Origin of the sequence: Streptomyces sp. NPDC050997 (assembly GCF_040660135.1) — a bacterium.
Taxonomy (GTDB): domain Bacteria; phylum Actinomycetota; class Actinomycetes; order Streptomycetales; family Streptomycetaceae; genus Streptomyces.
Genome location: NZ_JBFAGK010000033.1, coordinates 32,005 through 56,487, shown reverse-complemented (window position 1 = coordinate 56,487; position 24,483 = coordinate 32,005). Strand labels below are relative to the sequence as shown.

The window sequence follows — 24,483 nt, the reverse complement described above, 5'->3', positions numbered from 1 at the left end:
GTCTGGCAATTCCCGTGTCAGACCGGCCCTCGGGGTCATTCGGCCTCGTACGGGAAGCGTGCGAGAGGCGGCTCCTGGGCGAAGAAGGTCTTGGCTCGGGCCAGTGCCTCGGCGTCGTTCAGTACGTCACCGGGCTTGCTGCCGTTGCCGAGCAGGACTCCGCCGAACCGCATCCCCATGTACGCGGCCGAGTTGCTGAGCGTGCCGACCAGCGGGTCGGCCACCTCGCCCTCCTCGTGTGCGAGCGCGGTGACGCCCCAGAGGGTGCGCCCGGCCAGCGTGGCCTTGAAATCCAGGCCGGGGGTGCGCAGCCAGCCCGACCAGTGGTCCAGGTAGCGCTTGGTGTGGGCGGAGACGGCGTACCAGTACAGCGGGGACGCGATCACGAGGTCCGTCGCCGCGAGCGTGGCGTCGAGCAGCAGCGCCAGGTTGCCCTCGGTGGGGCGGGTGTGGTCGCTGTCGTGCCGCAGGTCCTCGAAGTCGGGGAGGGGATGCCCGGCGAGGTCGATCCACCGTTGCTCGACGTCCGCGGGGAGCTGTTCGGCGGCCCGGCGGGCCAGCAGCTCGGTGTTGCCGTCCTGGCGGGCGCTGCCCAGGACGAACAGGAAACGGCGTGTCATAGGGGTCCCCCAGCGATCGACGGTCGTCAGCTGTGTGCGCTCGCATCGCGCTCGCATCGCGCATGCTTCCGGAGCTTGCATGCGTACGCATCTTATGTGCGTGCAATCAATAAGCGCAATCAGTCGTCGTGCCGTCGAGTGTCCGAAGCAGCAGATCCTCCCGCCCACGCGGTGCCACAAGCTGCAGCCCGACCGGGCAGCCGTCCGCCCCGAACCCCGCGGGAACACTGACCGCCGGATGCCCACTCAGGTTGAACGCCCAGGTCAGAGCTGTGGAGAAACGCTCGCCCGGCCCTTCGTGCCCGTGCGGTGGGATGGGGGTGGTCGGCGTCAGCAGCAACTCCGCGTCGGCGAAGAACGCGTCCAGACTCCGGTCGTTCGCCGCCCGGACGCGGTGAGCGACGGCGAGATCCGCACCGGCCGTGCGCAGCGCGAGCCAGGCGGGCGCCGGGTCTTCGAGACGAAGCTCGGTGCGTGGTGGGACGAGGCGTACGGCGCCGGAGTCCGCGAGACGTACGGCCGCGGCGTGGGCGATCGCCACGATGTCGGGGTCGGGGTCGGGGTCGGCGAAGCCGAGGGCGGGGGACCAGACAGCGGACGGGGGTGGCGCGGCAGAGTGGGTGCCCGGATGTGGCGCCGCCCCGTCCATCACCCGCCAGTACGCCGCCGCGTCCGCCGCGTGCCGGGTCAGGACGCCGGGGGCGGTGAGTCCCGTACGGTCGGCCGTGGGCAACCGGCCGTTGGTGACCTTCAGCCCGATCACACCGCACCATGCCGCTGGGATCCGCACCGAGCCCGCCCCGTCGCTGCCGGTCGCCAGCGGCACCAGCCCCGCCGCCACCGCCGCCGCGGACCCGGCCGAGGAACCGCCCGGGGTGCGGTCGGCCCGCCAGGGGTTGACAGTACGGCCGTGAGCGCCGAGTCCCCAGGTCTGCCAGGGAGTTCCGGGTCCGGGGACGGAGGTGGCACCCACGGCCACGCACCCGGCCGCGAGCAGCGGGCCCGCCGTACGCAGCCCGTGCCGCCCCTTCACTCCGATCGGAACGCCGGCCAGCGGAAGCATCTCCCCCGCGGCGACCCGGGCGTCCACCTCACGCGCCCACCCCGGGGCGGCCTCCTCCCACACCTCGGCGAACGCGCAGAGGACCGGCTCGGCCCGCCGGATCCGCTCCAGTGTCACGGCGACCACATCGACCGCGGACAGGGCGCGCGACCGTACGGCGGCGGCGATCCGCTCGGCGGAGACGATCCGCTCGACGAAGAGGGACGCGGAGCCGGAATAGGAGCCGGACGGGGAGACGCGACGGGCGTGGGTCACGCGGTGGCGGCGGTGAGGCGGGCCAGCGCAGCCGTCTCGCGGGGCGGAGGTCCGGTCAGGTCGCCCAGGCGCCAGGCGGACACCCAGGGCACGCGATACACGTCGATCGCCGACTCGATCACCTTGATCCGCTGGGCGAGTGGACGCGGCAGCCGTCCGGGCGCGTCCGCGACCAGCACGACCGCGTCGAGATCGAGGCCGGGCGGGGCCTCGCCGTGCCGGAAGGCCTCCAGGGTGCGCAGCGCGGAGCGCAGGCCGGCCGCATGGGTACGCGCGACGAGCAGGACGGACCTCGGGGCGGCGGGGCCCGGCCAGTCGCGTCCGCAGTCGTCACCGCCGTAGACGGTCGCGAGGGTGGAGGTGCCGGCGCCGCCGTGGGTGCCGACGAAGGAGTAGCGTCGGGGGGAGGCGGAGGCGTGGGCGAGCTCCGGCGGGACCGGCTCCGGTGCGGGCACGGGCCCGCGGATCCAGATCTCCGGTCCGAGTGCTGCGTCCGTCCGCATACCTGTCCCCATCTGCATGATCCTTCCTGGTCACCCGTTCCTACCCGACGGCGCGCACGGCATCCGGGACGGCCTCTGACGAGGTGTGAGTTCCTGGAACGAGGCTGTGACGGCACAGTGACGTGAGAATCGTGGGCGAGCGGAGAGACTCGACAGTACGTGTACGACCGGATCTTGCCGATGGGGACGGAGTCCGACGGCAGTAGGGAGCACCATTGAACCCGAACGCGCTGTCCGGCGACTCTCCGACGCATCCGAGTGAGGGAACCGATGTCTCGACTCAGCCGTGACAAGAAGCGGGACCACCGGGGGGACCAGCAGTGGGACCGCCAGCGGGACCACCAGCGGGACTACCAGGGGGACCATCAGCGGGCCGGGCGCCCGGCCGCCTCGGCGGTGCCGATCGAGGTCCGCGTCCCCGGCGACGGCGGCCCCGGCTGCGCCTCCGTCGGCGGCGTCCGGGTCGTCGCGGCTCCCGGCGAGGAGATCCAGCAGGCCGTCCTGAACCACCTCCACCGCATCGCCCTCGCCACCGGTCACACCGTCCTGGCCACCGTCCACGACACCCGCATCGGCTACGTCGTCCCCCTCCGGGTCACCCCGAACGGGGCGAGCGACTTCAGTGCGGATCCGGTGCGGATGGATCCGGCGGGCGAGCGGGGCGAGCGGGAGGTTCCGGGGGAGTCGGCGGCGTCAGGGCCGGCGCCGCTGCGGTCACCCGTCTGGCCGGAGGCACCCGCGGCGGAGGACACCGACTGGCCCGCGCCGGCGTCCGACGTGCCCGCCCCGCCGCTGCCGTCCGACCCGCCCGCGGCCACCGTACGGCCGCAGTGGGCGCAGTACGACAGTCCCACGGATCTGCCGCGGGAGGCGGCGGAGCCCGTGGGGGACGAGGCGCCCACGTTTCGGATGCGGACCCTGCCGGGCGATGCCGCGCCCGAGGGGGCCGTGCCCGAGGGGGCTGTTCCCGACCAGGCAGTTCTCGACGAGACAACGCCCGACGACGAGGCCCCACCGACGTTCGCCCTACGCGCGCTACCGCAGCCGCAATCGCTACCGCAGCCGCCCCAGACCTCGGCCCCCGGGACGGCCGCCGCCCCGACAGGGGTGTTCGGCCCGCCGCCCGTGATGGACACACCCCCCGCGTCGGCACCGGAGAGCGGCCCCCTGTCGGCCCCCGGGCGCGAGCCGGAGCGCCCGCGCATTGCCCCGCCCGCCCCCATCTCCGCCCCCGCGCCCGTGCGAACGCCTGCCCGCACACCCGCACCGCTCCTCGCCCCCGACCCCGCCGACGACCCCGCCCCCAAACCCACCCCGCCCCGCGGCTTCGACGCCGTGGCCGAGGCCGTTCTCGGGGACGGCCCCCTCACCGCGCCCGGTGACGACGCCATGCCCGCGTTGCTCGCCGAGCCGATGGGACGCATCAACGAGGAGGTGAAGGCGGGGCGCACAGAGGCCGCGGCGGAGTTGGCGGAGCAGACCGTGGCGCAGGCCTCGGAGACCTTGGGGCCGGAGCACCTCGAAGTGCTGCGGCTGCGTGAACTGACCGCCTACATCGCCTACTTGGCCGACGACCCGGTCCGAGCCTTCCACCTCTCCCTGGACCTGGCCCATGTCCACCATCGCGCACGGGACGAGGAGGCCGCGTACGGCAATGTGCAGAGCGCCTTCACGGCCTGGCGTGCCGTACGCGACCCGCGCGAGGGGCTGGACCTGGGTCACGCCCTGATCGCCCTGTGGACCGAGCTCACATCCGAGGAGGGCCCCGCCGCCGACGACATCGAGCAGTTGGAGAAGGCCCAGGCCCGTATGGGCCGCCTCACCGACCGCGCCCGCGACAGCGACTGACCGCCCATCCGGGGCCGCTGGTGCCGCGGCAGGCGATGTTGCCTTGCCTGCCACGGCACCAGCACGAACGCACAGCTACGCCGACAACTCCCACACCGCGTACGCGATCGCGTCGCTGTTGCGGTCCAGCGCCGTGTCGTTGATGTTGGCCGTCGTGTCGCACGACGAGTGGTAGCAGCGGTCGAACGCCAGCCCCGAGGTCCCGCCCCACTTGGCCGCCTGCGCCGCCGTCTTGATGTAGTCGGCGCCGCTGAACAGCCCGCCCACCGGCACGCCCACGTTCTTGAAGGGCGCGTGGTCGGAGCGGCCGTCGCCCTCGGTCTCGACCTCCGTCGGCACACCGAGCCCGGTGAAGTACGTCTTGAACGTCTTCTCGATGGCCGGGTCGTCGTCGTAGACGAAGTACCCGGGGTTCGGCGAGCCGATCATGTCGAAGTTCAGGTATCCGCTGATCCGTGAACGGTCAGCGGTGGCAAGGCTGTTGACGTAGTACCGGGAGCCCACCATCCCCAGCTCCTCGGCGCCCCACCAGGCGAACCGCAGGTGCTTGGTGGGCTGGAAGTTCGCCCGGGAGACCGCGAGCGCGGTCTCCAGGATCCCCGCCGATCCGGACCCGTTGTCGTTGATGCCCGCGCCGGCCGTGACGCTGTCCAGGTGCGAGCCCGCCATGACGACCTGGTTGGTGTCCCCGCCCGGCCAGTCGGCGATCAGGTTGTAGCCGACCCGGCCGGAGGACGTGAACTGCTGGATCGTCGTGGTGAATCCGGCGGCGTCCAGTCTGGCCTTCACATAGTCGAGGGAGGCCTTGTAGCCGGCGCGGCCGTGTGCGCGATTGCCGCCGTTGGCGGTGGCGATGGACTGCAACTGCGTGAGATGTGCCTTGACGTTGGCCACGGAGATGTCGGGCGCGGCGGCTAGCGCCGGTCCGGCCGCGGGGGCCGCGCCGGCGATCGATCCGCCGGCCAGGAGCGAGACGGCGGTGACGACTGCGGTGGCCGCGGCGCGTCCGGGAACCGAGAGCTTCATGTGGGGGGCTCCGTATTCCTGAGGGAATGGGTGCCCGATGGTGAAGCTGAGGCTGATGTTCCGTCAAGAGCACAATTTGGTCAGCGCTGTTCGTATAGCGGATCACAAGCGGAGCAATTCCGGTCAGTGCTGATCGTTTTGTGCGCTCAGTGCACGCAGAACTCGTTCCCTTCCGGATCCGCCATCACCACCCATTCGCCCCCTGGTTCCTTCACCTCCCGCAGCACACTCGCCCCGAGTCCCGTCAGCCGCTCGACCTCGCCCGCGCGCCGTCCCTCGCCGGGGTGCAGGTCGAGATGGAGCCGGTTCTTGACCGTCTTCGCCTCCGGCACCCGCTGGAACAGCAGCCGCCGCCCCAGCCCGGTCCCGCTCTCCTTGTCGTACGGGTCGTCGGGATGCCGTACGGCGATCAGGTCCCGCCAGGCGCGGCGGCCGTGTGACTCGACGGTCAGCTCGGCCGGCGCGGCCCCGAGGTTCAGCAGCTTCTCGATGAGCGCGCCGTTGTCCTCGACCTGGTAGCCGAGCGCGGCGGCCCAGAAGTCGGCCTGCGCGTGCGGATCACCGGCGTCGATGACGAGCTTCCAGTGCACGGGGCTGGGTGTGGTCTGAGTCATATAACCACTTATACTGGTTACGTGAGCGAGCGCGCAACGGAAACGCCGGGACGGCGACGACCGGCCACCCCCGTCGATCCTCCGGGCCTGACCCTGGTCTCGTCCGGCGGCAAGGCCTTCCACTTCGATCCGGGCGCCCTCTGCCTGGAACTGGTGACGACAGGCGGACCGGGTGAGTTCGCGCGGTTCGAGGTACTGCACACGCCGGCCGACCTGGTGACCTGGGCGGGCCGGAGCCGACTATCGGACCGGCATGAACTCGGGCTTGAACTCGCCGTCACAGAAGGGGAGTTGGTACGGGCGCGCGAGCTTCGCGACACCCTCTTCCAACTCGCCGCGGACCGCGCCCACGGCCGCCCGCTCCAGCCGTCCCACCTCGACACCGTCAACGCGGCCGCCGCCGAGCCCCCGCTGGCCCCCCGTATCGTCCCGGACGGCACCCGCGGCTGGGCCCCGGGCGCCACGGGCACCCAGCTCCTGTCGACGGTCGCCCGGGACGCGATCGACCTCTTCACCGGCCCGTACGCCGACCGCGTCAGGGAATGCGGCTCCCACAACTGCTCTCTGCTGTTCGTCGACACCTCCCGCCCGGGCCGCCGCCGCTGGTGCGCGATGGAGCACTGCGGGAACCGGGCGAAGGCGCGGGCGTTCCGGTCGCGGCAGCCCGCCCAGGAGAGCTGACCGACGGCCGTCCGGCAGGCAGGAGCAGCGCGCACGAGAGGCTCGCGTCGGCGTGCGGGTCACTGACGCTCGCCGCGAGCGGACGGGGTGGCCGACGCGGGGCCTGGCCGGGCGGGCGGGCGTGGCTGGGCGGGCGTGGCCGGGCGGGCTGCCGCCCAGCGCCGCGTGGTTCGTCTCGGCGATCGATCGGACTCTCGGCGGTGACCGCCGTCTACGGCTTGGCGGCGGAGGGGCCCAGCGGCTCCGAGCCCAACGGTTCTGGAGCCGGCGGCGTCGAGTCCAGCGGCGTTGAGTTCATCGGCACCGAGTCCAGCGGCGTCGAGTCCAACCGTTCCGGGGCCGCCGGTTCCACGGCCCGCGGCTTGCGTCCGGAGATGACGCTGTCCGCGTTCCGGGCGGCACCTGCCGTGCCTGTCGCTGTCGGCATGGTGGTGCCGGGCCCGCCGGTCTCGGCCCTGAGCGTGCGGGCGGCGCGGCGGGCGGTGCGCAGGGCATCCCATGTGAGCAGCGTCAGCGCCAGCCAGACCAGCGCGAACCCGGCCCAGCGCTCGGGCGGCATGGCCTCGTGGAAATAGAGGATGCCGAGCAGGAACTGGAAGGCCGGCGCGAGGTACTGCAGCAGCCCCAGCGTGGACAGCGGGACACGGATCGCGGCGGCGCCGAAGCAGACGAGGGGGATCGCGGTGACGATGCCGGTCGCGGCGAGTAGGGCCGCGTGCCCCGCGCCCTCGGAGGCGAAGGTGGCGTCCCCCCGCGAGCCCAGCCACAGCAGGTAGGCGAGCGCGGGCAGGAACTGGATCGCGGTCTCCGCGGCCAGCGATTCCACGCCCCCCAGATTGACCTTCTTCTTCACCAGGCCGTACGTGGCGAAGGAGAAGGCGAGGGTCAGGGAGATCCACGGCGGCTGCCCGTACCCGACGGCGAGCACGAGGACGGCGGCGAAACCGATGCCGACCGCCGCCCACTGCACGGGCCGCAGCCGTTCCTTCAGGATGAGGACGCCCATCGCGATGGTGACGAGGGGGTTGATGAAGTACCCGAGCGAGGCCTCGACCACGTGACCCGCGTTCACAGCCCAGATGTAGACGCCCCAGTTCACGGTGATGACGGCCGCGGCCACCGCGATCAGCCCCAGCCTGCGCGGCTGCCGCAGCAGCTCACCGACCCATGCCCAGCGCCGCACCACGACCAGTGCGACGGCGACGAAGGCCAGGGACCACACCATCCGGTGGGCGAGGATCTCGACCGCTCCGGCCGGCTTCAGCAGGGGCCAGAAGAGGGGCACGAGCCCCCACATCCCGTACGCCGCGATGCCGTTCAGCAGACCTATCCGCTGCTCACCCTTCGACGTCCCGGCCACGGACCCTCCCTCTCGCGGACAACCTCGCCTGCAAGAAGGTAGCGCCGGGGGCCTCCGCCTGTCATGCCCGTATCGGCATACGGTCATGACGAACGGGGGCGGGTGGGCATGGACGGGAGGGACGCGGGTGTGGCCCGGACCGACGCGCCGGGCCCTGCCGGGAAGTGGTGACCGTCAGCCCTTGAGTGCGGCCGCGATCGCCTCGGAGAACGGGGTGGTCGGACGGCCGGTCAGCCGGGAGAGGTCGCCCGTGGACACGACCAGCTCGCCCTTCTCGATGGACGCGTCCACGGCGGCGATGACCGCGGCGAGCGGCTCGGGCAGCCCGGCGCCGGTCAGGATCCCGGTGAGGGCCTCGACGGAGACGGAGTTGTAGGCGATCTCCCTGCCGGTCTGCCGGCTCAGCTCGGCCGCGTACTCGGCGAAGCTCCACGCCTCGTCGCCGCCCAGCTCGTACGTCTTGTTCTCGTGCCCCTCGCCGGTCAGTACGGCGACCGCCGCGGCCGCGTAGTCGGCGCGCGAGGCGGAGGAGACCCGGCCCTCTCCGGCCGCGGCCACGACCGCGTCGTGCTCCAGCACCGGGGCGAGGCTCTCGGTGTAGTTCTCGTGGTACCAGCCGTTGCGCAGCAGCGCGTACGGCACGCCGGAGGCCGTGAGCGCCTCCTCGGTGCCGTGGTGGTCGTCGGCCAGCGCGGCGGTCAGGGTGCCGGGGGCGCTGGTGTACGCGAGCAGCGCCACACCGGCCGACTTCGCGGCGGCTATGACGACCTGGTGCTGCTGGACGCGGCCCTTGTCGAACTCGTTGCCCGAGACGAGCAGTACCTTGTCGCCGGCCGCGAACAGCCCGTCGAAGGAGGCGGGGGTGTTGTAGTCGGCGAGCGCGATCTTCACACCGCGCGCCGCGAGGTCGGCGGCCTTCTCGGGGGTGCGGACGACCGCGGTGATCTGGTCTGCCGGAACCTTCTCCAGCAGTTGCTCCACGACATGACGGCCCAGGTGGCCGGTGGCTCCGGTGACGACGATGCTCATGATGAAGACTCCTTATGGGGTGCGTTGTCGCTAACCCTAGGGTGTGCGCTAACTCTTCGAAAGTACCCACTTTGAAGTAAGTACCCCTCCGTGCGCCCCCTCCGCGCCCCCTCCGTGCACCCTTCGCGCGCCCCGCGGGTGGCGCCTGTGGGGCACACGTATGTCAGGCCGCGGGTCGGCCCAAGCCTCACGTCCATCCATGCGCCCCCTCTCCGCCTCCCGTGCCGACCTGAGTCCCCGGGCATGCTGAGATGTGGAGTTCTACGCCCACTGTGCGACCGGCTCGCGAGCCACCGTTCGGCGCACGGATACCGGATCCAGGGGGATGCCTTGACATGGCCACACGGAATCTGGCCGCGCGCAGTATCGGTTCTGCGGTAGTGGCGGGGCTGGGCTTCTTACGGACACCTCTCGCCTGGGGAACTCGCCGCAGGCGCCGGCAGGACGTCCTTCTGGCGCTGCTGCGGCAGCTCGAAGTGATGACCGAGGAGATTCACCGGGCGAACCTGATTCAGCAGTACCGCCTCACGGTGGACCAGATGAACCGGACGATCGACGACCCCTCCCTGGCCGACGCGTCGAGCACCCTGACCGGCCTGAGCGAGGGCAAGCGACGCCAACTGCTCTTCGCCAACCGGCAGTACGGATCCCTGCTGCTGGCCCATCGCATCGGGGCGTGCGGCTGGGACGAACTCCTCGGCCATCTGCGCGTTCTGTGCCGCAACGCCGTCTTCGCGGAGTACTGGGACCGTACGGTCGAGCATCGGCGAAGCATCCCCGCCGACTCGGTGGAGGCGCAGGTCGGCGCGGCGGTCGACGTCATGATGGAGGAGCTTGCCGAGGACCCCGAGGAGTGGTGGATCGTGGGGCCGTCGGCCATCGTCGAACCGCCTGCCTGACGGGTGCCGCCGCGCTGCCGCCAAGTGCGTCAACGGTGAAGGCCGGCGCGGGGCGAACGAAGGGAATTCTTCCCGTCAAGAGTGTCGAAGGCGGGGTTCGCCGTAGAGGATCTTGATAGCGTGACCGGACTGTCACCGGGTGGTAAAGAGGCTCCGAGTGCCCCGCGAATTCCCTGTCCCCTACGTCGTCCGTCGCATCGGGGACCCGCCCAAGCTGAGGGGCAGTCAGACCTCGGAGACCTGCCCGGACCTCTTCGAGCTGAGTGACGGCAATTTCGCTGTCATCGGCACCGAGGCCACGGCCGCGCTGGACCCCCAGCTGCCCGCCGACGCGGCTCGCGCCGACCACGAACGGATCGTGGTCATCAGCCGTGAGACCTTGATCCGCGCCAAGAGGGACATCCCCGACGTGTGACGACGGGCGGTGCATCCGTGCGCCCCCTTTGCCATCAGTCGCGAAACGCCGAGCTGAGCTCAGTGGGACATTCCTGACATGTGGTCAGCGTCAGGGACATCGGGGAGAGGCCCGGGCGCTCCACGCCCCCAGGCCCTCCCGAGCCGTTCGGTCCCCGATCAGCCGACGACGGTCCAGGTGTCCCCGCCCGCCAGCAACGCCCCCAGATCTCCCTTGCCGTTCTGCTCGATCGCCGTGTCCAGCTGATCCGCCATCTGCGTGTCGTAGACGGGCCGTTCCACCGACCGCAGCACACCGATCGGGGTGTGGTGCAGGGTGTCCGGGTCGGCCAGGCGGGACAGGGCGAAGGCGGTGGTGGGGGAGGCGGCGTGGGCGTCGTGGACCAGGATGTCCGACTCGTTGTCCGGGGTGACCTGCACGACTCTCAGATCACCGGTCGCCGGGTCCCGGACCACGCCCCGCGAACTGTCGGCGCCGAAGCGGATCGGCCGGCCGTGTTCCAGCCGGATCACCGCCTCCTCGGCCTGCTGATTGTCCTTCAGCGCTTCGAAGGCGCCGTCGTTGAAGATGTTGCAGTTCTGGTAGATCTCGATCAGCGCGGTGCCCTGATGGGCGGCCGCCTGCCGCAGTACCCCCGTCAGGTGCTTGCGGTCCGAGTCGATGGTCCGCGCCACGAACGACGCCTCCGCGCCGAGGGCGAGGGACACCGGGTTGAAGGGGGCGTCCAGCGACCCCATCGGCGTCGACTTGGTGATCTTGCCGACCTCGGAGGTGGGCGAGTACTGGCCCTTCGTGAGCCCGTAGATCCGGTTGTTGAAGAGGAGGATCTTCAGGTTCACGTTCCGCCGCAGGGCGTGGATCAGGTGGTTGCCGCCGATGGACAGCGCGTCGCCGTCACCGGTGACCACCCACACCGACAGGTCACGCCTGCTCGTGGCGAGCCCCGTCGCGATGGCCGGTGCGCGGCCGTGGATGGAGTGCATGCCGTACGTGTTCATGTAGTACGGGAAGCGGGAGGAACAGCCGATGCCCGAGACGAAGACGATGTTCTCCTTGGCCAGACCCAGCTCGGGCATGAAGCCCTGCACCGCGGCGAGGATCGCGTAGTCACCGCAACCGGGGCACCAGCGCACTTCCTGATCGGACTTGAAGTCCTTCATGGACTGCCGGGCCTCGGCCTTGGGAACGAGCGAAAGTGCCTCGACCGTGCCCGTGCCTTCCGTGGACGTCTCAGCCATCGATGGCCTCCTTGAGTGCCGTGGCGAGCTGCTCCGCCTTGAACGGCATACCGTTGACCTGGTTGTACGAGCGGGCGTCGACCAGGTACTTCGCCCGCACCAGCGTGGCGAGCTGGCCGAGGTTCATCTCGGGGATCACCACCTTGTCGTACGCCTTCAGCACCTCGCCGAGATTCCGCGGGAACGGGTTGAGGTGACGCAGATGGGCCTGCGCGATCGACTCGCCGGCCGTCCGCAGCCGCCGTACCGCCGCCGTGATCGGTCCGTACGTCGAGCCCCAGCCCAGAACCAGGGTCCGTGCCCCATGCGGATCGTCGACCTCGATGTCCGGTACATCGATGCCGTCGATCTTGGCCTGGCGGGTGCGGACCATGAACTCGTGGTTCGCGGGGTCGTAGGAGATGTTGCCGGTGCCGTCCTGCTTCTCGATGCCGCCGATGCGGTGCTCCAGGCCCGGTGTGCCGGGGATGGCCCACGGGCGGGCGAGGGTCTGCGGGTCGCGCTTGTACGGCCAGAACGTCTCGGTGCCGTCGTCCAGGGTGTGGTTCGGTCCCTGCGCGAACTGCACCCGCAGGTCCGGCAGTTCGTCCAGTTCCGGGATGCGCCAGGGCTCGGAGCCGTTGGCCAGGTAACCGTCGGACAGCAGCATCACCGGCGTGCGGTACGTCAGCGCGATGCGCGCCGCCTCCACGGCCGCGTCGAAGCAGTCGGCCGGGGTGCGCGGGGCGATCACCGGGACCGGGGCCTCGCCGTTGCGGCCGTACATCGCCTGCAGGAGATCCGCCTGCTCGGTCTTGGTGGGCAGACCGGTCGACGGGCCGCCGCGCTGGATGTCGATCACCAGCAGCGGTAGTTCGAGGGAGACCGCGAGGCCGATGGTCTCGCTCTTGAGCGCGACTCCGGGACCGCTTGTCGTGGTCACCGCCAGCGAGCCGCCGAAGGCCGCGCCCAGCGCGGCGCCGATGCCCGCGATCTCGTCCTCGGCCTGGAAGGTCCGTACGCCGAAGTTCTTGTGTCTGCTCAGCTCGTGCAGGATGTCGCTGGCCGGCGTGATCGGGTACGAGCCCAGGAACAGTGGCAGGTCCGCCTGGCGGGAGGCCGCGACCAGGCCGTACGACAGAGCCAGGTTGCCGGAGATGTTCCGGTACGTACCGACCGGGAAGGCCGTGGTCGCCGGGGCGATCTCGTAGGAGACCGCGAAATCCTCGGTGGTCTCACCGAAGTTCCAGCCCGCGCGGAAGGCGGCGATGTTCGCGGCCGCGATCTCGGGCTTCTTGGCGAACTTCGACGTCAGGAACTTCTCCGTGCCCTCGGTGGGCCGGTTGTACATCCATGACAAGAGGCCGAGCGCGAACATGTTCTTGCTGCGCTCGGCCTCTTTGCGACTGAGGTCGAATTCCTTGAGTGCCTCGACGGTCAGGGTGGTCAGTGGGACCGGGTGGAGGTGGTAACCGTCGAGGGAACCATCTTCCAGTGGGGAACTGCCGTACCCCACTTTCTGCATCGCCCGTTTCGTGAACTCGTCCGTGTTGACGATGATCTCCGCGCCCCGCGGCAGGTCGTCGACGTTGGCCTTGAGGGCGGCCGGGTTCATCGCCACCAGCACGTTGGGCGCGTCGCCCGGCGTGAGGATGTCGTGGTCGGCGAAGTGCAACTGGAAGGACGAGACGCCGGGCAGGGTGCCGGCGGGGGCGCGGATCTCGGCGGGGAAGTTCGGCAGCGTCGACAGGTCGTTGCCGAAGGACGCCGTCTCCGAGGTGAAGCGGTCGCCGGTGAGTTGCATGCCGTCACCCGAGTCGCCGGCGAAACGGATGATCACCCGGTCCAGACGGCGGACGTCCTTCACGCCTGCCGCTTTGCGCTGCTCTCCCACGACGGTTCCGTCGGCCTGCTCCGCTGGGCTACTGACCTCGCTGGTCACTGAACTGGACCTCCCTAGAGGCGGCTGTCTGGGAGCAGCCGTTCCCGCTGGCCTCCCAGGAGCAACCCTACGACCGTAAGGGTCCCCTTCCCTGGGTCATTCGCATGATGGACACGCTTTTGAGACGGTTGAGCACCCCGACTTGTCACGATTTACTCGCCCCCCGGCGCCTACCTTGAAGACGCTCTCGCGCGGTCCCCGGTTCTCGCCCGTCGCACGGTCGGTCCGGCTTGTCTGACACAGTGTCAGAGAGTCAGGAGTTCAGGTAGGTGAGGACCGCCAGCACGCGTCGGTGGTCCCCGTCGCTCGGGGACAGCCCGAGCTTCAGGAAGATGTTGCTGACGTGCTTCTCCACGGCTCCGTCGCTCACCACCAGTTGCCGCGCGATCGCGGAGTTGGTCCGGCCCTCGGCCATCAGGCCCAGCACCTCGCGCTCTCTCGGGGTGAGCCCCGCGAGCACGTCCTGCTTGCGGGAGCGGCCCAGCAGCTGCGCGACCACCTCCGGGTCGAGGGCCGTACCGCCCCCGGCCACCCGTACCACCGCGTCCACGAACTCACGCACCTCGGCCACCCGGTCCTTGAGCAGATAGCCGACGCCGCGACTGGAACCGGCCAGCAGTTCGGTGGCGTAGCGCTCCTCCACGTACTGCGACAGCACGAGCACCCCGAGTCCCGGATGCGCCTTGCGCAGCTGGACCGCGGCCCGTACGCCCTCGTCGGTGTGCGTCGGCGGCATCCGTACGTCCGCCACCACGACGTCCGGCAGCTCGCCCTGCGCGTCCAGCTCGGTGATGGTCTTGATCAACGCCTCGCCGTCCCCGACCCCGGCGACCACGTCATGTCCACGGTCGGTCAACAGCCGGGTCAGGCCCTCCCTCAGCAGCACCGAATCCTCGGCGATGACCACCTGCACCCTGTCCTCCACGATTCTCGGCCCCCGTGCCCCTGTATCGGGCCGAACCCGGCCCCGTCCCCGTCACTTGGCCGTCAGTATCCCGCGATCTGACCTTCCGCACCGGGCCTGTGGACAGACTGGCGGCGCGTGTTCGGATTTCGGGGGCGTGAGAGGAGACCTTGTGGAGCTGGGGGAGTGGGGTGGGGAGGCGGGGAGGCGTGCTTCAGCCCCCTGATCCGCCTGGAAACCGCAGATCAGGGGGCTGTCACGAGCGACCGGGGGCTACACCGTCCGCCAGGGCAGTTCCGCAGTGATCCGTGTCGGGCCGCCGGCCGGCGAGTCCACCACCAGGATGCCGTCCACCGCGTCCAGCCGCTCGGCCAGCCCGGCCAGCCCCGAACCGGTGGAGGTGTCCGCGCCGCCGACCCCGTCGTCCACGACCTGGAGCATCAGACGGTTCTCCACCCGCCACACGTCCACCGACGCCCACGTGGCCCGCGCGTGCTTGCTGATGTTCTGCAGCAGCTCCGACACGGTGAAATACGCGATCCCCTCGATCGCCGGCGCCGGCCGCGCCGGCAGGTCCACCTCCACCTGCACCGGCACCGTGCAGCGCGAGGCGACGGAGGACAGAGCGGCGTCCAGACCGCGGTCCGTCAGTACGGCCGGATGGATGCCCCGGGCGAGGTCCCGCAGCTCCTGCAACGCCGTCTTCACCTCACCGTGCGCGTCACCCACCATCCGCGCCGCCTCCTGCGGATCCTCCGTCAGCTTCTCCTTCGCCAGTCCCAGATCCATCGCCAGCGCAACCAGCCGGGCCTGCGCCCCGTCGTGCAGGTCCCGCTCGATGCGCCGCAGGTCCGCGGCGGCCGTGTCGACCACGACCCCCCGGTCCGACTCCAGCTCCACCACCCGCGCCGACAGCCGCGACGGCCCGAGCAGCCCGTGCACCAGCATCCGGTCCACCATCGTCAGCGCCCGCAGGATCCACGGCGTGGCCAGCGTGATCAACAGCCCCACCAGCGCGGTCACGGTGATCTCGAACGGGTTGTCGAGGTAGACGTGGTGACTCTCGTCGCCGTACAGCTGTATCCCGTCCTGTCCGCCGTACAGCGGGAAGAGCCAGAACCACAGCGGGTACGTCATCAGCGTCCAGCCGAGGGCGAAGAAGTTCACCGCGACGGCGAAGGAGAACACCGACCACGGCAGGTACAGCAGCGTGTACAGCACGCTCCGCCACGAGGTGCCGCTCTTCAGGACGGCGCCCATCCAGGCCAGCGCGCCCCGCTTCCTGATCCGCAGCGGCTCCGGGTCGGCCACGTCCAGTCCGAGCAGCACCCGCGCGCGGGCCCGCTCCAGCGCCCCGACACCCCGGCAGCCGGCCAGCCCCGCGGCCAGCACCGGAATCCCGAGGAACGTCACGAGCAGCCCCATGCCGAGCGAGACCATCGTGACGGCGTACACGAACATCAGGACGCCGATCGGCAGGCCCAGCAGCACATACGTCAGTTCGCGCCAGCTGCGCGCCTCGAACGGTGCCCGCAGCCCGGCCGGCAGACGATGCCGTCGTACCCCCTCGGGGAACCCGAGCTCGCTGTCGTGCCCGTAGCTCTGTCCGTAGTCCGTGGCCATCGGCTCGTCCTTCTCCTCGTCCTGCGGCTGTCCCGTCGTACCTTCACTGTGCTGTGCCGCGGGCCTGTGGACCATGGAGTCCGTCGGCGTCTCGGACGGGGGGTTTTCCCTACCCCTTGCCGCCGTGCCCACCGTGCCCACCGTGCGTGGCGGCCCCGCTGCCTCAGGAGGTCTCGGTGCGGTCCCGCCAGGGAAGTTCCGCGGTGACGACCGTCGGGCCGCCCGGGGGCGAGTCGATGACGAAGAGGCCGTCCACGGCGTCCAGGCGGTCGGCGAGGCCGCGCATGCCCGTACCGCCGTCGAGGCGGGCACCGCCGCGGCCGTCGTCCCACACCTGGATCAGCAGCCGGTCGTCCGACCGCCACACGTCCACCGACGCCGACTTCGCCCCGCTGTGCTTGCTGACGTTCTGCAGCAACTCCGAGACGGTGAAGTAGGCGATGCCCTCGATGGCCGCGACCGGTCTGGCATCCAGGTCCGCCGTCACCTTCACCGGCACCGTGCACCGCGAGGCGACGGAGGACAGGGCGGCATCCAGACCCCGGTCCGTCAGTACGGCCGGATGGATGCGCCGGGCGAGGTCCCGCAACTCCTGCAGCGCGAGCTTCACCTCGCCGTGGGCCTCCTCGACCATCGCCGCCACGACCTTGTCATCGGCCTGCCCCTCCAGCAGCCTCTCCTTGGCCATGCCCAGCCCCATCGCCAGATTGACCAGCCGGGCCTGCGCGCCGTCGTGCAGATCGCGCTCGATGCGCCGCAGATCGGCCGCGGCCGTGTCGACCACGACACCCCGGTCGGACTCCAGCTCGGCGATCCGCTGCTCCAGTTCGTCGGAGGGCGACAGCAGACCGCGCACCATCGCCCGGTCGACATTGGTCAGCCCCCGCGCGATCAGCGGCAGCACCGGCCACAGCACGAACAACGAGACCAGTGTGAAGGCGAAGGTGAAAATGCCCCAGGGCAGCCGGATGAAGTCGTACAGCATCGTCCGCCAGCCGACCGGATCCTTCAGCCCCATCCACAGCCGCTGGAGGAACCCGCCGCCCCTCTTGCCCCACGGCAGCGGGCTCGGCTCGTCCACCCGCACCCCGAGCAGCGCCCTGGCCCGCGCCCGCTCCAGCCTGCCCAGCCGACGGGCGCCCATCAGTCCGACCGCGAGCAGCGGCAGTCCGATCACCGTGACGGTCAGCCCGATTCCGGTGGCGAGCACCGTCACGACGTAGATGAATCCGATCAGGGCCATCGGAAGGTTCGCCAGAAGGTGCGCGATCTCCTTCCAGGTGTGCCCGGAGAAGGCTGAACGGGCCGGTGGCAGGCGGTCGCTGTCCGCTTCCCCGGAGGGGTTCGAGGCCGGTAGACGTTGGGTCATACGGGTCAGCGTGCCGTGCGTCGGCCCGCCGCGCCATGAGGTGGACCGCCGCGGCGCACTGGGGAAAACCCCACCCCGGCCACCCGCGGCTTTCCTCAGGCGTGACGGGCTGCTTACGCTCTCTTTAGCAGGGCCTAGACTCCGGTGCGTACAGATCGTCGAACAGCAGCGTTCACAGGGAGCGAGGAACGGACCGTGCGGGAACCGACCGCTGTCGCGGCGGACTACTTCCAGTCGTACTCGGTCGTCGGACTGCTCGCCGTCGTCGGCGTGCTGTTCGTCGCGGTCGCCTTCGGCGCCGGACGCCTGCTGCGGCCCGTGGTCCCCACTCCCGAGAAGCTCCTGACATACGAGTGCGGGGTCGACCCCGTCGGCGAGGGCTGGGCGCACACCCAGGTCCGCTACTACGTCTACGCCTTCCTCTACGTCATCTTCGCCGTCGACTCGATCTTCCTTTTTCCCTGGGCCACGGTGTTCGCCGCTCCCGGCTACGGCGCGACCACCCTCGTGGAGATGTTCATCTTCCTGGGCTTCCTCGCCGTGGGCCTGCTGTACGCATACAAGAAGGGCGTCCTGACATGGACGTGACCCCCACCCCCTCGGAACCTGTTCTCCTTCCGGAGCCCGTTCTCCTTCCCGAGCCGAAGCGGCTGGGCGCCCTCGCCCGCCTCGCGCCCGAGCCGATGAAGGTGGTCCTGAACTGGGGCCGCCGTTACTCCCTCTGGGTCTTCAACTTCGGCCTCGCCTGCTGTGCGATCGAGTTCATCGCCGCGTCGATGGCCCGCCACGACTTCATCCGCCTCGGCGTGATCCCGTTCGCGCCCGGCCCTCGCCAGGCCGACCTGATGGTGGTCTCCGGCACGGTCACGGACAAGATGGCGCCGGCCGTGAAGCGCCTGTACGAGCAGATGCCCGAGCCGAAGTATGTGATCTCGTTCGGCGCGTGCAGCAACTGCGGCGGCCCTTACTGGGACTCGTACTCCGTCACCAAGGGCGTCGACCAGATCATCCCGGTGGACGTCTACGTCCCCGGCTGCCCGCCCCGCCCCGAGGCGCTGCTCCAGGGGATCCTCAAGCTCCAGGAGAAGATCGCGCGGGAGTCGTTGGGGGAGCGGTACGGGGCCGACACGGGACGCCCTTCGGCGGCGGCCCTTACGAGCGGGCTGGTGCGGGGACCGGGTTCGGGTTCGGGCTCCGGTTCGGGTTCGGGTTCGGGGGAGGGGCGATGACCGAGGTCGGTTGGCTGCCCGCTCCCGTCGAGGATCTGTTCGGCACGGAGGCCACGGCCGAGGAGTCGTACGAGGTGCTGACGGTCGACGTACCGCCGGCGTCCTGGCTCGCCGCGCTGGAGGTGGCCCGCGACCGTCTGACATGCACCTACTTCGACTGGCTGAGCGCGGTCGACGAACCGGGCGCGGGTTTCCGCGTCGCGGCGCACGTCGTGGCGCTCTCCCCGGTACGGCGACTTCTGCTGCGTACGACGGTCCCGCACGAGGCCCCTGTCCTGCCGAGCGCGGTGGACGTCTTCGCGGGTGCAGCCTGGCACGAACGTGAGACGCACGAAATGTTCGGCGTCGACTTCCAGGGCCACCCGTCCCTGGACCACCTCCTGCTTCCCGAGGGTTTCGAAGGCCACCCCCTCCGCAAGGACTTCGTCCTCGCCGCCCGCGTCGCCAAGGCCTGGCCCGGCGCGAAGGAGCCGGGGGAGGGTGCGGCGCACGGCGCCCCCAAACGCCGCCAGATGCTTCCGCCCGGCGTCCCCGACCCGAACGAGTGGGGCCCGCAGAAGGGCCAGCTCCCCCCTGCCCCGGCCCGCCCGGCCCGGGGTGCGGGACGCGCGGCGACGGAACGCCCGGCTCGCGGGGCGGGCGAACGCCCGGCACGTGCGGCCGGCGACCGTCCGGTACGCCGGGCGCGTTCGGTGTCGGAGGGGTCGGCGAGTCAGACCGAGGGATCGACGCCTCAGACGGGGGAGCCGTCGGTGGAGGGCCAGGAGGGGGCGCCGCCGACCGTGGACACTGCGGCTGCTCCGGCTGCTCCGGCTGCTCCGGCTGCACCTGCTGCACCAGACGCGCCGGTCGATCCGGCCGCACCGGCCCGTCCGCGTCGGGCGCGCTCGGCATCGGAAGGCTCGGCCAGTCAGCAAGGGGGGACCGGCACCGGTGCGGGTGAGGGCTCCGCGTCGCAGCGCGCGCAGACCCCGGCCGAGGACCCACCTGCCCGTCCGTCCAGCGGCCCCCGCAGCTCGGACGCCCCCTGGCACCACGCCCGCCCGACTTTCGACGAACCGGAACCGAGCGGCCCCACCGAGTCCTCCGAGCCCTCGGCTCCCGAGCCCACGACCTCCGACCCCAAAGACACCGCTGACCCCGAAGCCCCCGCCGCCGACCCCGACCGCCAGGCCGAGACCCCCGAAGACCCCACAGGAGGCCCGCAGTGAACGACGCTCTCGACGTCGCCTCGCGACTCCTGATCGTCTTCGTCGTCTTCCTCACCTTCCCTCTGATCATCGGTCAGACCGAGCACAAGGTGATGGCCCACATGCAGGGCCGCCTCGGCCCGATGTACGCCGGCGGCTTCCACGGCTGGGCCCAACTCGTCGCGGACGGCGTGAAGTTCGCGCAGAAGGAAGACATCGTCCCCGCGGGCGCGGACCGCCGTATCTTCCAACTCGCCCCGGCTGTGGCCCTCCTCCCGTACCTCCTGGTCCTCCTGGCCATCCCGATCGGCCCCGGCGAGGGCGCCGTCGGCGAGGTCGTCGACGCGGGTGTCTTCTTCGTCCTGGCCGTGATGGGCATAGGCGTCCTCGGCTCACTCATGGCCGGCTGGGCCTCCGCCAACAAGTTCTCCCTCCTCGGCGGCCTCCGCACCGCCGCCCAGCTCCTCGCCTACGAACTCCCGATGCTGCTCACCGCCGCCTCGGTGGCGATGGCCGCCGGCACGGTGTCGCTCCCCGGGATCCTCGACGCCTTCCACTGGTGGTGGCTGCCCTGGCAGATCGTCGGCGCGATCGTCTTCTTCGTCGCCGGCCTCGCCGAACTCCAGCGGCCTCCCTTCGACATGCCGGTCGCCGACTCGGAGATCATCTTCGGCGCCTACACCGAGTACACCGGTCTCCGCTTCGCCCTGTTCCTCCTCGCCGAGTACGCCGGAATCGTCGTCCTGTGCGGCCTGACCACCGTCCTCTTCCTGGGCGGCTGGCATGGTCCCTGGGGTGCCGACGGCCTCGGCTGGGTCTGGACCCTGCTGAAGGCCGCCGTCCTCGCCTTTCTCGTGATCTGGCTCCGCGTCACCTACCCCCGCCTGCGTGAGGACCAGCTTCAGAAGCTCTCCTGGACCCTCCTGGTCCCCCTGTCCCTCGCCCAGATCGCCCTCACCGGCATCGTCAAGGTGGTGATCCAGTAACCATGGTTGAGCCTCTCCCGCCCACCCGGCCCCGCATCCCCGGCTCAGGCCTGGTCAAGGGCCTGGCCGTCACCCTCCGCACGATGACGAGGAAGACCGTCACCGAGCAGTACCCGGACACCCAGCCCGACCTTCCGCCCCGCACCCGCGGCGTCATCGGCCTGTTCGAGGAGAACTGCACGGTCTGCATGCTGTGCGCCCGTGAGTGCCCGGACTGGTGCATCTACATCGACTCCCACAAGGAGACGGTCCCGCCGGCGGCGCCGGGCGGCCGCGAACGCAGCCGCAATGTCCTCGACCGCTTCGCCATCGACTTCTCCCTGTGCATGTACTGCGGTATCTGCATCGAGGTCTGCCCTTTCGACGCCCTGTTCTGGTCCCCGGAGTTCGAGTACGCCGAGACCGACATCCGCGAACTCACCCACGAACGCGACAAGCTCCGCGAGTGGATGTGGACCGTGCCGGCCCCGCCCGCCCTCGACCCCGGCGCGGAGGAACCCAAGGAGATCGCCGCCGCCCGCAAGACGGCGGAGAAGCTCGCGGCCACGCAGCCCGAGCCGACGACCGAGCCACAGCCCGGGCCCACGACCGGGCCGCGGACCGGTCCTGCCGCACAGCCACAGGAGGGAGACGAGTGAGCCCGGCCTTCACCCCGCTGACCTCGGCCGCCACCGAAACCCACGGCTTCCTCTCCCCGACCGGCGTCGAGATCGCCTTCCTCCTGGTCGGCCTGGCCACCTTCGGCGCCGCGCTGGTCACGGTCACCACCAAGCAGCTGGTGCACGCCGCCCTGTGGCTGGTGGTCGCCCTCGGCGGCCTCGCCGTCGAGTACCTTCTGCTCACCGCGGAGTTCATCGCCTGGGTACAGGTCCTCATCTACGTCGGTTCCGTCGTGGTCCTCCTTCTGTTCGGTCTGATGCTCACCAGGGCCCCGATCGGCCGCTCCCCGGACGCCGACTCCGGCAACCGCTGGGCCGCCCTCACCGTGGCCGTCGCCGCGGCCGCCGCCCTGGTCTGGGTCGTCGTCGATGCCTTCCGCGCGACCTGGATCGACCTGGACGGGCCCGCCGCCGGCTCCACCGAGGCCACCGGCGCCAGCCTCTTCCAGAACTGGGTCCTCCCCTTCGAAGCCCTCTCCGTCCTCCTCCTCGCGGCCCTGGTCGGCGCGATCGTCCTGTCCCGCAAGACGAGGGCGGAGGCGAGCTCTCCCCCTGTGAACTCCCGATCCACCACCAAGAGTTCCCGACCCGTCACGGAGAGTTCCCCATCTGCCCTGGATGCCCGGGAAAACCCGGCCGCCCAGGAAGGCGCCCTCTGATGCACCTCGCCTATCCCGCCGTCCTCTCCGCTCTCCTCTTCTGCACCGGCCTGTACGGCGTCCTCGCCCGCCGCAACGCGATCCTGGTCCTGATGTCGGTCGAGCTGATGCTCAACGCCGTCAACCTCAACCTTGTCGCCTTCGACGTCTGGCTCAGCCGGGCAGCCGAGGAGTCCCTGCACTCCGGCCAGGCCCTGACCCTGTTCACCATCGCCATCGCCGCAGCCGAGATCGGCATCGGCCTGGCGATCGTCCTCACCGTCCACCGCAACCGCGGCACCGCGGACATCGACAAGCTTCGCGACACCGCCGAGGGCCACGAGAGCGACCCGGCCGACGGCTCCGACAGTGACGCCCCCACGACCGGGACGGCCGGCGAGAAGGCTGAGGCCACCGCGTGACCACGACCACCCTCGCCGTCCTCGTCCCCCTCCTTCCGTTCCTCGGCGCCGCGGCCGGTCTGCTCCTGGGACGCACCGCCCCCGGCTTCGTCCGCCCGCTCGCCGTTCTGCCGGTACTCGCCTCTCTCGCTCTCGCCGCGACCGTCGCCGTACGCCAGGGCGGCGACCACGCCATCGACGCCGCCACCGAACTCACCCCCACCGGCTCGGTCCCGATCGAACTCGCCCTGCACATCGACGGCTTCGCCGCCCTCGTCGCCGTCCTGGTCGCCTTCGTGGCCACCTGCGTGCAGATCTACTCGACGGGCTATCTGCACGACGACCCGCGCTACCCCTCGTACGCCGCCCTCGTCTCCCTCTTCACCTCCGCGATGCTGCTCGTCGTCTACTCAGGCGACCTGATGCTGCTGCTGGTCGGCTGGGAGATCATGGGCATCTGCTCGTACTTCCTGGTCGGCCACTACTGGGAGACCCCGGAGGCCCGCGCCGCCTCCCTCAAGGCCTTCCTCGTGACCAAGCTCGGTGATGTCCCCTTCCTCATCGGCCTGTTCGCGCTCGCCACCGACGCCGGTTCCTTCCAGATCACGAAAGTCCTCGGCGCCGTCGCACACGGTGGACTCGACCACCCGACACTCATCGCCCTGCTGCTCCTGGCCGGTGTGGCCGGCAAGTCGGCGCAGTTCCCGCTGCACACCTGGCTCCCCGACGCGATGGCGGGCCCCACACCCGTCTCCGCGCTGATCCACGCCGCGACGATGGTCGCCGCCGGTGTCTACTTCATCGCCCGGCTCCTCCCCGTCTTCGAGGCCTCCCGGGCCGCGATGGTCGTCCTCGCCGTCATGGCCGCCGTCACCATGGCCGGCTCGGCCCTCGCCGCGCTCGCCCAGGACGACATCAAACGCGTCCTCGCCTACTCGACGATCGGCCAACTCGGCTACATGACCGGCGCCCTCGCCGTCGGCGACCGCGGAGCCGCCGTCTTCCACCTCCTGACGCACGGCGCCTTCAAGGCCCTGCTGTTCCTCGCGGCGGGCGTGATCATCCACGCCGCCGGCACCAACTCGCTGGCCGCCATGTCCCGCATGAGCAACCTGCGCCACCGCGTCCCCGACGCCTTCTGGACGATGACCGTGGCGCTCCTCGCGCTCGCCGCGATCCCGCCCTTCAGCGGCTTCTTCTCCAAGGAGTCCGTCCTCGTAGCCGCCGAGCACGTGGCCACCGGCCACACCGAGCACGCCCCCGGCGCCGCCGGCTGGACCGTCCTCGTAGCCGGGCTCCTCACCGCCCTGCTCACCGCCGCCTACGCGACCCGCCTGTGGCTGCTCGCCTTCCGCGGCCGAGGCACCGAGGCCCCCGACCACGGCAGGCAACCGATCTCCATGACCGTGGTGCTGTGGGTCCTCGCCGTCCCGTCCCTCGCCGTCGGTGCGTTCGCCTACCGCACGCTGCCCGACTGGTTCGACGGCCGTGACCTCACCCCGACCCTCACCACCTCCGTCCTCGGCACGGGAGTGGCCCTGGTCGGCGGCCTCGTCACCTACGCGGCCTGGCGGCACACCACCACACTCGCGGCCGGAGTCCCGCTGGGCGCGGTCGCCGCCCACCCCGAAGGCGACGCCGGGCAGGTGGAGGCCGAGGCCATCGCCAGCCACCAGCCCGCCTACGGAGACGTGGCCCGCGCACCCGACCCGTCGGACCCGGCACGGCTCCTGCTCGGCCCGCTGCACCGCCACGCGGCCGTCGGCTTCCATCTCGATGCCGTGTACTCGGCCCTCTTCGTCCGCCCGGTCCAGGCCGGAGCCACCCTCGTCCGGTTCCTCGACCGCGAGGTCGTCGAGACCTACGTACGCGGCGCGGGAGCGCTGCCCCGACTGCTCGGGGCCGCCGTACGACGTGCCCAGACCGGCAATCTGCAGACCTATGTGAGCGCGCTGCTCGCCGGCACCGTCGTCCTGGTGGTCGCCGCCGTCCTCGTCGCCACCGGAGCGTGA

The 24,483-nt window shown here is 70.8% G+C and carries 24 protein-coding genes; 12 read left to right on the top strand and 12 right to left on the bottom strand.

Features of this window, described 5'->3' with window-relative positions:
• Positions 1-35 precede the first annotated feature (35 nt).
• From AB0H86_RS41520 to AB0H86_RS41510, 3 genes are all read right to left on the bottom strand, one after another.
• Complete coding sequence (locus AB0H86_RS41520; RefSeq protein ID WP_362451040.1) at positions 36-620, bottom strand: NAD(P)H-dependent oxidoreductase; 585 nt, start codon at positions 618-620, stop codon at positions 36-38.
• Between the two features lie 106 nt (positions 621-726).
• Positions 727-1,869, bottom strand: a complete 1,143-nt coding sequence (locus tag AB0H86_RS41515; RefSeq protein WP_362451068.1) for an amidase — start codon at positions 1,867-1,869, stop codon at positions 727-729.
• Between the two features lie 65 nt (positions 1,870-1,934).
• On the bottom strand, positions 1,935-2,453 hold the full coding sequence (locus AB0H86_RS41510; RefSeq protein WP_362451066.1) for a DUF6668 family protein: 519 nt from the start codon (positions 2,451-2,453) through the stop codon (positions 1,935-1,937).
• Positions 2,454-2,711: 258 nt separating this feature from the next.
• On the opposite strand from AB0H86_RS41510, the gene AB0H86_RS41505 reads away from it, so the two are divergent.
• Positions 2,712-4,289 carry a tetratricopeptide repeat protein gene (locus AB0H86_RS41505; protein ID WP_362451038.1) on the top strand — a complete coding sequence of 526 codons (1,578 nt, stop codon included), beginning with the start codon at positions 2,712-2,714 and terminating at the stop codon, positions 4,287-4,289.
• Between the two features lie 75 nt (positions 4,290-4,364).
• On the opposite strand, the gene AB0H86_RS41500 is transcribed toward AB0H86_RS41505, so the two are convergent.
• Entirely contained in the window at positions 4,365-5,315 is a 951-nt protein-coding gene (locus AB0H86_RS41500) for a M28 family metallopeptidase (protein WP_362451035.1), read from the bottom strand.
• 146 nt (positions 5,316-5,461) lie between these two features.
• Positions 5,462-5,929, bottom strand: a complete 468-nt coding sequence (locus AB0H86_RS41495) for a VOC family protein (RefSeq protein ID WP_362451032.1) — start codon at positions 5,927-5,929, stop codon at positions 5,462-5,464.
• Positions 5,930-6,022: 93 nt separating this feature from the next.
• Here AB0H86_RS41495 and AB0H86_RS41490 point away from each other — a divergent pair, with 93 nt between their 5' ends.
• A complete protein-coding gene (locus tag AB0H86_RS41490; RefSeq protein WP_362451064.1) occupies positions 6,023-6,610 on the top strand; it encodes a CGNR zinc finger domain-containing protein in 588 nt (195 codons plus the stop codon).
• A gap of 211 nt (positions 6,611-6,821) precedes the next feature.
• Here the strand turns inward: AB0H86_RS41490 and rarD are convergent, their stop codons facing one another.
• Together rarD and AB0H86_RS41480 are read right to left on the bottom strand one after the other, a co-directional pair.
• Complete coding sequence (gene rarD, locus AB0H86_RS41485; RefSeq protein ID WP_362451030.1) at positions 6,822-7,970, bottom strand: EamA family transporter RarD; 1,149 nt, start codon at positions 7,968-7,970, stop codon at positions 6,822-6,824.
• 174 nt (positions 7,971-8,144) lie between these two features.
• The gene (locus tag AB0H86_RS41480) at positions 8,145-8,999 is read right to left on the bottom strand and encodes an SDR family oxidoreductase (RefSeq protein ID WP_362451028.1); all 855 of its coding nucleotides are present in this window, start codon (positions 8,997-8,999) and stop codon (positions 8,145-8,147) included.
• Between the two features lie 335 nt (positions 9,000-9,334).
• Between AB0H86_RS41480 and AB0H86_RS41475 the strand changes: the two genes are divergently transcribed.
• Positions 9,335-9,898, top strand: a complete 564-nt coding sequence (locus AB0H86_RS41475) for a DUF6082 family protein (RefSeq protein ID WP_362451026.1) — start codon at positions 9,335-9,337, stop codon at positions 9,896-9,898.
• Between the two features lie 157 nt (positions 9,899-10,055).
• Positions 10,056-10,313, top strand: coding sequence for a hypothetical protein (locus AB0H86_RS41470; protein ID WP_362451024.1), 258 nt, complete (start codon positions 10,056-10,058; stop codon positions 10,311-10,313).
• A gap of 158 nt (positions 10,314-10,471) precedes the next feature.
• Here the strand turns inward: AB0H86_RS41470 and AB0H86_RS41465 are convergent, their stop codons facing one another.
• From AB0H86_RS41465 to AB0H86_RS41445, 5 genes are all read right to left on the bottom strand, one after another.
• On the bottom strand, positions 10,472-11,551 hold the full coding sequence (locus AB0H86_RS41465; RefSeq protein WP_362451023.1) for a 2-oxoacid:ferredoxin oxidoreductase subunit beta: 1,080 nt from the start codon (positions 11,549-11,551) through the stop codon (positions 10,472-10,474).
• A complete protein-coding gene (locus AB0H86_RS41460) occupies positions 11,544-13,472 on the bottom strand; it encodes a 2-oxoacid:acceptor oxidoreductase subunit alpha (RefSeq protein WP_362451021.1) in 1,929 nt (642 codons plus the stop codon). Before AB0H86_RS41460 ends, AB0H86_RS41465 begins: the two co-directional genes overlap by 8 nt.
• Positions 13,473-13,725: 253 nt before the next feature.
• Complete coding sequence (locus AB0H86_RS41455; protein WP_362451061.1) at positions 13,726-14,385, bottom strand: response regulator transcription factor; 660 nt, start codon at positions 14,383-14,385, stop codon at positions 13,726-13,728.
• Positions 14,386-14,649: 264 nt separating this feature from the next.
• Positions 14,650-15,999, bottom strand: a complete 1,350-nt coding sequence (locus tag AB0H86_RS41450; RefSeq protein ID WP_362451058.1) for a sensor domain-containing protein — start codon at positions 15,997-15,999, stop codon at positions 14,650-14,652.
• A gap of 163 nt (positions 16,000-16,162) precedes the next feature.
• Positions 16,163-17,368 (bottom strand): sensor domain-containing protein, encoded by a 1,206-nt coding sequence (locus tag AB0H86_RS41445; RefSeq protein ID WP_362451019.1) that lies wholly within the window; start codon positions 17,366-17,368, stop codon positions 16,163-16,165.
• Positions 17,369-17,563: 195 nt separating this feature from the next.
• On the opposite strand from AB0H86_RS41445, the gene AB0H86_RS41440 reads away from it, so the two are divergent.
• From AB0H86_RS41440 to AB0H86_RS41405, 8 genes are read left to right on the top strand one after another with little or no spacing between them, the layout of a single operon-like run.
• Positions 17,564-17,956, top strand: a complete 393-nt coding sequence (locus tag AB0H86_RS41440) for an NADH-quinone oxidoreductase subunit A (RefSeq protein WP_356765892.1) — start codon at positions 17,564-17,566, stop codon at positions 17,954-17,956.
• Positions 17,947-18,597: an NADH-quinone oxidoreductase subunit B family protein gene (locus AB0H86_RS41435; protein ID WP_362451017.1), complete on the top strand. Its 651-nt coding sequence runs from the start codon at positions 17,947-17,949 to the stop codon at positions 18,595-18,597. The genes AB0H86_RS41440 and AB0H86_RS41435 overlap by 10 nt, the downstream gene beginning before the upstream one ends.
• Complete coding sequence (locus AB0H86_RS41430) at positions 18,594-19,808, top strand: NADH-quinone oxidoreductase subunit C (RefSeq protein ID WP_362451015.1); 1,215 nt, start codon at positions 18,594-18,596, stop codon at positions 19,806-19,808. The genes AB0H86_RS41435 and AB0H86_RS41430 overlap by 4 nt, the downstream gene beginning before the upstream one ends.
• Positions 19,805-20,773, top strand: coding sequence for a complex I subunit 1 family protein (locus tag AB0H86_RS41425; RefSeq protein WP_362451013.1), 969 nt, complete (start codon positions 19,805-19,807; stop codon positions 20,771-20,773). Before AB0H86_RS41430 ends, AB0H86_RS41425 begins: the two co-directional genes overlap by 4 nt.
• 2 nt (positions 20,774-20,775) lie before the next feature.
• Positions 20,776-21,411: a 4Fe-4S binding protein gene (locus tag AB0H86_RS41420; protein WP_362451011.1), complete on the top strand. Its 636-nt coding sequence runs from the start codon at positions 20,776-20,778 to the stop codon at positions 21,409-21,411.
• Complete coding sequence (locus tag AB0H86_RS41415) at positions 21,408-22,091, top strand: NADH-quinone oxidoreductase subunit J (protein ID WP_362451009.1); 684 nt, start codon at positions 21,408-21,410, stop codon at positions 22,089-22,091. The genes AB0H86_RS41420 and AB0H86_RS41415 overlap by 4 nt, the downstream gene beginning before the upstream one ends.
• On the top strand, positions 22,091-22,492 hold the full coding sequence (gene nuoK / locus AB0H86_RS41410) for an NADH-quinone oxidoreductase subunit NuoK (RefSeq protein WP_362451008.1): 402 nt from the start codon (positions 22,091-22,093) through the stop codon (positions 22,490-22,492). The genes AB0H86_RS41415 and nuoK overlap by 1 nt, the downstream gene beginning before the upstream one ends.
• Positions 22,489-24,483, top strand: a complete 1,995-nt coding sequence (locus AB0H86_RS41405; protein ID WP_362451006.1) for an NADH-quinone oxidoreductase subunit L — start codon at positions 22,489-22,491, stop codon at positions 24,481-24,483. Before nuoK ends, AB0H86_RS41405 begins: the two co-directional genes overlap by 4 nt.

Bases quoted from the DNA above. Each gene is read 5' to 3' on its own strand.
- AB0H86_RS41465 (WP_362451023.1), bottom strand. From the start codon at position 11,551: ATGGCTGAGACGTCCACGGAAGGCACGGGCACGGTCGAGGCACTTTCG.
- AB0H86_RS41480 (WP_362451028.1), bottom strand. From the start codon at position 8,999: ATGAGCATCGTCGTCACCGGAGCCACCGGCCACCTGGGCCGTCATGTC.
- AB0H86_RS41450 (WP_362451058.1), bottom strand. From the start codon at position 15,999: ATGGCCACGGACTACGGACAGAGCTACGGGCACGACAGCGAGCTCGGG.
- AB0H86_RS41505 (WP_362451038.1), top strand. From the start codon at position 2,712: ATGTCTCGACTCAGCCGTGACAAGAAGCGGGACCACCGGGGGGACCAG.
- AB0H86_RS41435 (WP_362451017.1), top strand. From the start codon at position 17,947: ATGGACGTGACCCCCACCCCCTCGGAACCTGTTCTCCTTCCGGAGCCC.
- AB0H86_RS41445 (WP_362451019.1), bottom strand. From the start codon at position 17,368: ATGACCCAACGTCTACCGGCCTCGAACCCCTCCGGGGAAGCGGACAGC.
- AB0H86_RS41430 (WP_362451015.1), top strand. From the start codon at position 18,594: ATGACCGAGGTCGGTTGGCTGCCCGCTCCCGTCGAGGATCTGTTCGGC.
- AB0H86_RS41420 (WP_362451011.1), top strand. From the start codon at position 20,776: ATGGTTGAGCCTCTCCCGCCCACCCGGCCCCGCATCCCCGGCTCAGGC.
- AB0H86_RS41520 (WP_362451040.1), bottom strand. From the start codon at position 620: ATGACACGCCGTTTCCTGTTCGTCCTGGGCAGCGCCCGCCAGGACGGC.
- AB0H86_RS41495 (WP_362451032.1), bottom strand. From the start codon at position 5,929: ATGACTCAGACCACACCCAGCCCCGTGCACTGGAAGCTCGTCATCGAC.
- AB0H86_RS41510 (WP_362451066.1), bottom strand. From the start codon at position 2,453: ATGGGGACAGGTATGCGGACGGACGCAGCACTCGGACCGGAGATCTGG.
- AB0H86_RS41500 (WP_362451035.1), bottom strand. From the start codon at position 5,315: ATGAAGCTCTCGGTTCCCGGACGCGCCGCGGCCACCGCAGTCGTCACC.
- nuoK (WP_362451008.1), top strand. From the start codon at position 22,091: ATGCACCTCGCCTATCCCGCCGTCCTCTCCGCTCTCCTCTTCTGCACC.
- AB0H86_RS41475 (WP_362451026.1), top strand. From the start codon at position 9,335: ATGGCCACACGGAATCTGGCCGCGCGCAGTATCGGTTCTGCGGTAGTG.